The sequence below is a fragment of the Psychromonas antarctica genome (assembly GCF_022267535.1).
GTDB lineage: Bacteria > Pseudomonadota > Gammaproteobacteria > Enterobacterales > Psychromonadaceae > Psychromonas > Psychromonas antarctica.
Map to the genome: position 1 here is coordinate 1 of NZ_JAHNZV010000124.1, position 7,464 is coordinate 7,464.

The following is a 7,464-nucleotide window of genomic DNA, read 5'->3' on the forward strand; positions in this document are numbered from 1 at the left end:
TGTAATAGTAAAGCTCAATGATAGGCCAAGAAAGAAAATAAATTACAAAACACCAGCCAAATTAATGGCTGAATACATGGCAGCTATAGCTGCGTAGCGGTTATGCACTTCAGAGTTGAATCTGCCTATTGATATTTGCCATGCTATTAGCTTTATTTACCAATATTTGGTCTGCACGTAATGTATCTGCAAATTCTAATACCGTAACATGCTCAACAATCCCGGCTAAATCGATAGCTGCTTCAATACCGGAATTACCACCGCCAATGACGGCTACTTTTTTACCTTTAAATAAGGGCCCATCACAGTGAGGACAGTACGCTACACCTTTATTACGATATTCCTCTTCGCCAGGCACATTCATTTCTCTCCAACGCGCTCCTGTCGATAAAATCACACTACGACTTTTAAGGATTGCGCCACTTTCGAGTTCAATATGGATATAACCATCTTCAGTTTTTTCTGCGTGCACTAAAGCATTGGCTTTTTGTTCACTCATAATATCCACGTCATATTCTTTTACGTGCTCTTCAAGCGCCGCGGCTAATTTAGGGCCTTGTGTTTCTTTCATCGAGATAAAGTTTTCAATAGACAGGGTGTCCATAACTTGACCGCCAAAACGTTCCGCAACTATACCCGTGCGGATCCCTTTACGGGCAGCGTAAATAGCCGCGGATGCCCCAGCTGGACCACCGCCGACCACGAGTACTTCGTAAGGCTCTTTTTTGCTTAGTGCCAAGGCTTGTTTTTTTGACGAGCCAGTGTCAACTTTCTGCAAAATTTCATTGAGTGAAATGCGACCTTGAGTAAATACTTCACCATTTAAGTAAACACTTGGCACTGCCATAATATTTCGCTCTGCGACTTCATTTTGGAATGCCGCTCCATCTATCATAGTCGTTTTTATCTTTGGATTAATAGCCGCCATCATATTTAAGGCTTGCACAACATCTGGGCAGTTTTGACAGCTTAATGAAATAAACACTTCAAAATTCATTTCCCCTTCAAGGTTTGCAATTTGCTCAATCACCTCTGGTTCTATTTTCATTGGGTGACCGCCACTGTGTAACAGCGCTAATACCAGAGATGTAAATTCGTGACCCATTGGTAAACCAGCAAAGCCAATTGCTGTTTGTTTGCTGGGGTTTACCACCTGCATAATAGGCTTGCGCATGCTCGCATTGTGATCTTCAATCACTTTTACTTTGTCATTTAACGATGCGATATCACTCGCTAAACTTTTTAACTTTTGCGCGGTATCGCTGTCATCAAGGCTAAGAAGCAGGTGCACGTCGCTTTTTAAATTGTTTAAATATGCCTTTAATTGGGTTTTCATTTCTTGTTCTAACATAATGATACCTTCCGCTTTTCGCTTATTACGATGTGGTCAACGCTATCCATCTTTTCAATGTTTTAAAAATATATTTTTATTTGAGGAAAAATATATTTTTAAAGATCCTCTGTAACTATTGCTGAGGATCTTTTACTAAAACCTATTTTAAGTTAGATTTTACCTACTAGATCTAAAGAGGGGGCGAGTGTTGCTTCACCTTCTTTCCATTTAGCTGGACATACTTCACCCGGGTGAGATGCGACATATTGCGCCGCTTTTACTTTACGCATTAAGTCTTCTGCATCACGACCAATACCTTCTGCTGTTATTTCCATCGCTTGGATCACACCTTGTGGATCGATCAAGAAAGTGGCACGGTTTGCAAGACCTTGACCTTCACGCATTACACCGAAATTGTTGGTGATATTGCCTGATTGATCGCCAACCATGTAGTAGTTGATTTTACTGATGGTGTCAGAACTATCGTGCCATGCTTTGTGAGTGAAGTGCGTATCGGTTGATACAGAGAACACTTCTACACCACGTTTTTGAAGCTCTGCGTAATGATCTGCAACATCACCTAATTCAGTTGGGCAAACGAAAGTAAAATCAGCTGGGTAGAAGAAAAAAACGGCCCATTTACCTAACACGTCTTTTTCAGAGATATCTACGAATTTGCCTTCTTTGAAAGCGGTTGCGTTAAATGCTTTAATTTCAGTATTGATCATGTTGTTATCCTTTTAAATTAATATTTGATGACTCAATTGAGTACTTACTGCTTACCCATGTGATGCATTATGGATACGATTAATGGATAGGTAAAATCGTTTGTAACTATAAAACCAATAGCTATCAGCTATCGTTTTTGTGGCGGGCGCATAACATCGAAATAGGTATATCCTTGAAGTCAGCTTATTAAATCCTTCTGCTTTGTCAGAAAAAAGTTAATTCTGCGTTGTAAAAACACCTTTTTTACTTGTTGGGAGCTGGGTCTTTGCTGATAGCTGCAAACTCCTGCTACTCGAAACAAAAATTGCAGACACGCTAACTCGTGTATAATCTTGTGATTTAAGCCCATAACGAATAATTAAAAATGGGACGGATCAATTTCAGGCGCATCATTACAGGATTAACAGCATGGGCAAGCAGCAGGATTGGAAAACACCACATAACTTTCTTCTTATTATCTCTATTATCGTGCCCATTGCTTTTTCTAGTTGGATGGCACTGCTCAATAATTTTGTAGTGGAAAAGGCGCAATTTACGGGGGCCGATATTGGGTTATTGCAGACCGTGCGAGAAATCCCCGGCTTTTTAGCATTTACGGTTGTCGGTGTGCTGTTGTTTATTAAAGAGCAACGTTTTATGTTGGTATCACTCGCTATCTTAACTATCGGCGTTGCATTTACCGGATTATTGCCATCACTGTTTGGTTTGTTGGCCACGACATTAATCATGTCGATAGGGTTTCATTACTTTGAAACACTCAAGCAATCCTTATCACTACAATGGATATCAAAAGAAGACGCACCGGAAATGCTTGGCAAGATGATTTCAGTTGGCGCATTGGCATCACTCTTAACCTATGGCGTATTATGGGTGATGTTGGAAGTCTTTAAGATTGATTATATGTGGATATATTTATTGACTGGTGGGATTGCGTTGATACTGGTTGTTTGGGTTTCTCTGGTGTTTCCACAATTTGCAATTAAAACACCGCAAAATAAAAAGTTGGTTTTACGTAAGCGCTATTGGCTTTATTATGCATTAACATTTATGAGTGGTGCTAGGCGACAAATCTTTGTGGTTTTTGCCGGATTTTTGATGGTACAGAAATTTGGCTATTCAGCCGCTGATGTCGCATTACTCTTCTTAATTAACTATTTGTTTAATTTTTTATTTGCTAGAAAGATTGGTAAGTTGATTGGCATTGTTGGTGAACGTAAAGCGCTGCTTTTTGAGTACAGCGGATTAATTCTTGTTTTCCTCGGTTATGCAATGGTCGAGTCTGCCGAGTGGGCTGCTGGTCTCTATGTTGTCGATCATCTTTTCTTTGCTCTAGCGCTGGCGACTAAAACTTATTTCCAAAAAATAGCCGACCCAGCCGATATGGCGGCAACCGCTGGCGTTAGTTTTACAATCAATCATATCGCGGCGGTTGTTATTCCGGTGACTTTCGGTGTGATTTGGATGACTTCTCCGACACTGGTGTTCATCCTTGGGTCATTTATGGCGGTGATTTCGTTATTCTTATCATTGAATATTCCAACTAAACCCGAAGCTGGTAATGAAGTGCGAGTATGGCATTGGGGCAAACCTACCTCTAGAGATGTAGATCTGAGTGCTCGTTGAGGGGAATCGGGTTAGGTTACGCTTCAATCAAGGTTTAACTGTTTTTTGAATTTATCAGCTAGTTGAGCAAGTTGTTTTTTAGAAATAACTTCAATATTGTCGGCGTCTACAATTTTTCCTTGCTTAATCAATATAGTACGAGGAAAACCATGGCCACCAAACAGACAGGTCAACTGCTGGTGTAAGGGGGAAATAAACAGATTTTTCTCATCTTGCACATTTATTTGGAATACAGAAATACCTTTTTCAGTAAAACTGTGAGCAAAAGAATGAACGTTTTTAGCTTGCTCGGTGCAATCGGTACACCAAGCGGCGACAATGTTCAAAATACAGGTTTTTTTTGCTTCCATTAAGTCTTGTAGGTGGTCGGCATTGATATATTTAATCATCATTTTCTCTATTTATCTCCAACAGTGGGGAAATGCTGGAATCAGTGTCTTAGCCTACTTCTCTTTTTTAGAGCATGCAGGAGTCGAATGCAGAAGTATATGACTTTGTTGAACGCGCAACAAATTCCTTCGTGCGTTGATGTTGAGGGTTTTCAAATATTTGTTTTGCAGTTCCTTGTTCAACAATACTTCCACCTTCCATAAAGATAACTTTATCGGCAATTTCCCGAGCAAACTGCATTTCATGCGTAACAACGATCATGGTTTGTTTTTGTTTTGCTAACTGTTTCATTACGGCCAAAACCTCATCGACCCATTCCGGATCAAGCGAAGATGTTGGTTCGTCAAATAAGATCACTTTACCTTGGCAGGCCATCGCACGTGCAATACCTACGCGTTGCTGCTGCCCGCCAGAAAGCTGCGAGGGATATTGATCCAATTTTTCAGCGAGTCCCACCTGCCGCAATACACTCTCAGCCTCTTTTAATGCGTCATGTTTAGCCATTTTGGAAACGCTGATTAAACTTTCAGCAACATTTTGCAGTGCCGTTTTGTTAGCAAATAAAGAATAGTTTTGGAAAACAAAGCTACTCTGTTTCCGCAAATGGGTAATCTTTTTGGGTGTCGCATTTTTAGCTTCTACTTTAACGCCAGCGATTTCAATACTACCTGTGTCCGGTGTTTCAAGGTAATTTAAACAGCGTAAAAGGGTTGATTTACCAGTACCAGAAGGGCCGATAATGACCACTATCTCAGCGCCTAAAACGTCAAAATCAATGGACTTTAAAACGATATTATCAGCAAAACTTTTACTTAGATTACGTACTTTGATCATGAGTAGGCCTTATTAAGTCGAATTTCCAATAGGTGTTGGATGCGTGTGAAAAACATAACAACAACCCAATAAATAAGGGCGACAGCTAAAAAACTTTCAAAAAATTTGAAGGTGGAAGCCGCTTCCATCTGCGCTTTAGCCATAATTTCAGCAACGCCAAGGGTAAATGCAAGCGAAGTACTTTTAATCATGTCGATAAAATAATTCATTAACGAAGGTGTCGCGACGCGAGAAGCTTGCGGTAAAATTATTCTGCGCATCGCCTGCAAGCGGGTCATGCCAATGCTCAAGCAAGCTTCCATCTGACTTTTATCAATTCCCAAAATTGCAGCGCGAATACTTTCTGCCATATAAGCAGAGAAATGCAGTGACAACCCAAGTACTGCGGCGCTAAATGCATTCATGCCGGAAAATATTGGCAGCAACTGTGGCAGACCATAATAGAGTAGAAACAGTTGCACCAATAAAGGTGTTCCGCGGAAGAAGGAGATAAATAAACTAGCGAGTTGATTTGCAACGGGTAGTTTAAATACGCGCACTATCGCCATCGCAACCGCGATAATCAGCGCAAAGAAAAAACCCCAAAAGGCCATTTCCATGGTGACACCAAGATATTTAATTAAAATAGGTAAAAGCTCAATAATATATTGAAAATCTAGTGACGTTTGCATCAGAAATGGCTCATTTAAAAAGTGAAAAAAAATACCTTATTGGGTTATATCAGAACCTAACCATTTGATTGAAATCTTGCCTAACGTTCCATCATTTTTCATCGCTAATAATGCCGTGTTTACTTTATCTCTAATGGCTAATTGAGAAGGTTTATTTAAAAATGGCATTGCATTTTGAATCTCATCAATAGGTTGACCTACCAGCTGTAGCGGTAAATTGGATTTTTTAATTAAAGCGGCTGAGCCGATACGATCCATAATAAAAGCATCTGTACGGCCTAATATCACATCCTGCTCTAAATTTGATTCATAAGTGATAATGTTAATTTCTTTTTTTGTATCTAGCGCTCGTAAAATCTGTTCAAAGTTACTGCCCAAATTCACCGCTACTTTTTTGCCTTTCAGATCTTTAACGGATTGAATATCTTCACGTCCTTTTTTGACAACAATTTGTGCGCCATCAATAACATAGGGTGTTGTAAATAGGTATCGTTCGAGACGTGCAGGGGTAATCGTTATCTGGTTAGAAATGGTATCTATATGACCCGCTTCAAGCATACCGAATAAGCCCGAGAAGCTTGATAAAACAAACTCAACGTTATAATCAGCACGTTTTGCAATTTCATTCCACAAATCAACTTCAAAACCTTGTAATACATCTTTTTCAGAGAAGGTAAATGGTACGTAACGACCCGACATGCCTACTTTAACCGTCTGTGCTGCAAACGCGGGGAACGTGATAAAGCTAGTTATTGCAACGAATGCTGCGATAATGATTTTAATATGTTGTTTCATAATATTCCTACTGATAAATGGTAAATGAATTAGATTGCACCTAATTCAGCCGCTAACTGTCGTAAAAACTGCTTGTACTGATTTACTGTAATGGGCGATTTTAAATGGTGTGTAATTCTAAACTGTAGCGAAGTCTCACTACAATGCACCTTAGCCAAAAAAATTAGAACAAAATAGAATGAATTATAATAAATTAGAATGAATGATTCAGCCGAGTATACTTAATTTGAAGTGAATAACCGCTAATCAGTATAACCACCACGTATTCAGCTTCTGGCCTTTAACCGTCGCTGCATTTATCAAATATTTTAGTAAAATGAAGGCGTCCTAAATTTGGTGAGATTCGGACCAGATTCTTAATTTATCTAAAATACTAAGTGCAGTTTTTCCAAAGTCGGTTAGCTCATAAGTAACCGCAACTGGCCGATCACTAATTACTTTTCGTAAAACCATTCCTTCGCTTTCTAATTCCTTTAGGCGTTGATCGACCATTTTTTTACTGGCTCCACCTATCATGCGTGTCAAATCATTAAACCGTACAGGTTCGTCCTTTAGGTGATAAATGATTGAACCTTTCCATTTTCCGCCTATTAAGCGCATGCCTTTTTCAATTGAGCATGGCTCAGTGCATGTATTCAAAACTTTTTTTATGCCTTTACTCTCTGTTTTTAAAACAGTTTTCATTACATCACCTCAAAAATAGTAGGTTACTAAAAGTATGCTGATTGATATTATCTATCAGGAAACTAAAAAACACCATAAGACATACAAATTAGATGGTATTTGCTTTTGCCCAGCGACTGCTATTAGCCCTGCAATGTTGTTGACTATATGGCGCGCCATTGTGTTACACCTGTCGGCGGCTCTTGGATTATTCCCAATGATGCGATACAAAGAAGGGGTGAGGGGGGACTAAACGGCCTAAGCAGGCTGTCTCTTTAACTGAAAGCCTGTAAAGCATAAGGCAGATTCAACTCTGAAGTGCATAACCGCTACGCAGCTATAGCTGCCATGTATTCAGCCATTAATTTGGCTGGTGTTTTGTAATTTATTTTCTTTCTTGGCCTATCATTGAGCTTTACTATTACA

At 39.5% G+C, this 7,464-nt stretch carries 7 protein-coding genes and 1 pseudogene; 1 reads left to right on the forward strand and 7 read right to left on the reverse strand.

From position 1 onward, the window contains the following. Positions 1-130: 130 nt before the first annotated feature. Positions 131-1,351, reverse strand: a pseudogene (ahpF, locus tag KSO91_RS15125) (alkyl hydroperoxide reductase subunit F); the annotation flags it as partial. A 152-nt stretch (positions 1,352-1,503) separates the two neighbouring features. Next, positions 1,504-2,061 carry an alkyl hydroperoxide reductase subunit C gene (ahpC, locus tag KSO91_RS15130; protein WP_238743866.1) on the reverse strand — a complete coding sequence of 186 codons (558 nt, stop codon included), beginning with the start codon at positions 2,059-2,061 and terminating at the stop codon, positions 1,504-1,506. Positions 2,062-2,470: 409 nt separating this feature from the next. Between ahpC and KSO91_RS15135 the strand changes: the two genes are divergently transcribed. After that, the gene (locus KSO91_RS15135) at positions 2,471-3,685 is read left to right on the forward strand and encodes an MFS transporter (RefSeq protein WP_238743867.1); all 1,215 of its coding nucleotides are present in this window, start codon (positions 2,471-2,473) and stop codon (positions 3,683-3,685) included. A 23-nt stretch (positions 3,686-3,708) separates the two neighbouring features. Here KSO91_RS15135 and KSO91_RS15140 read toward each other — a convergent pair whose 3' ends face one another. The 5 genes from KSO91_RS15140 to KSO91_RS15160 all read right to left on the reverse strand — a co-directional run bounded on the left by KSO91_RS15140 (position 3,709) and on the right by KSO91_RS15160 (position 7,059). Beyond that, on the reverse strand, positions 3,709-4,077 hold the full coding sequence (locus tag KSO91_RS15140; RefSeq protein ID WP_238743868.1) for a peroxiredoxin family protein: 369 nt from the start codon (positions 4,075-4,077) through the stop codon (positions 3,709-3,711). 64 nt (positions 4,078-4,141) lie between these two features. After that, positions 4,142-4,909 carry an amino acid ABC transporter ATP-binding protein gene (locus KSO91_RS15145; protein WP_238743869.1) on the reverse strand — a complete coding sequence of 256 codons (768 nt, stop codon included), beginning with the start codon at positions 4,907-4,909 and terminating at the stop codon, positions 4,142-4,144. After that, positions 4,906-5,580 (reverse strand): amino acid ABC transporter permease, encoded by a 675-nt coding sequence (locus KSO91_RS15150; protein WP_238743870.1) that lies wholly within the window; start codon positions 5,578-5,580, stop codon positions 4,906-4,908. The genes KSO91_RS15145 and KSO91_RS15150 overlap by 4 nt, the downstream gene beginning before the upstream one ends. Before the next feature lie 36 nt (positions 5,581-5,616). Continuing rightward, the gene (locus KSO91_RS15155) at positions 5,617-6,375 is read right to left on the reverse strand and encodes an amino acid ABC transporter substrate-binding protein (RefSeq protein WP_238743871.1); all 759 of its coding nucleotides are present in this window, start codon (positions 6,373-6,375) and stop codon (positions 5,617-5,619) included. A 327-nt stretch (positions 6,376-6,702) separates the two neighbouring features. Beyond that, positions 6,703-7,059 (reverse strand): winged helix-turn-helix transcriptional regulator, encoded by a 357-nt coding sequence (locus KSO91_RS15160; RefSeq protein ID WP_238743872.1) that lies wholly within the window; start codon positions 7,057-7,059, stop codon positions 6,703-6,705. Between the last annotated feature and the right edge of the window lie 405 nt (positions 7,060-7,464).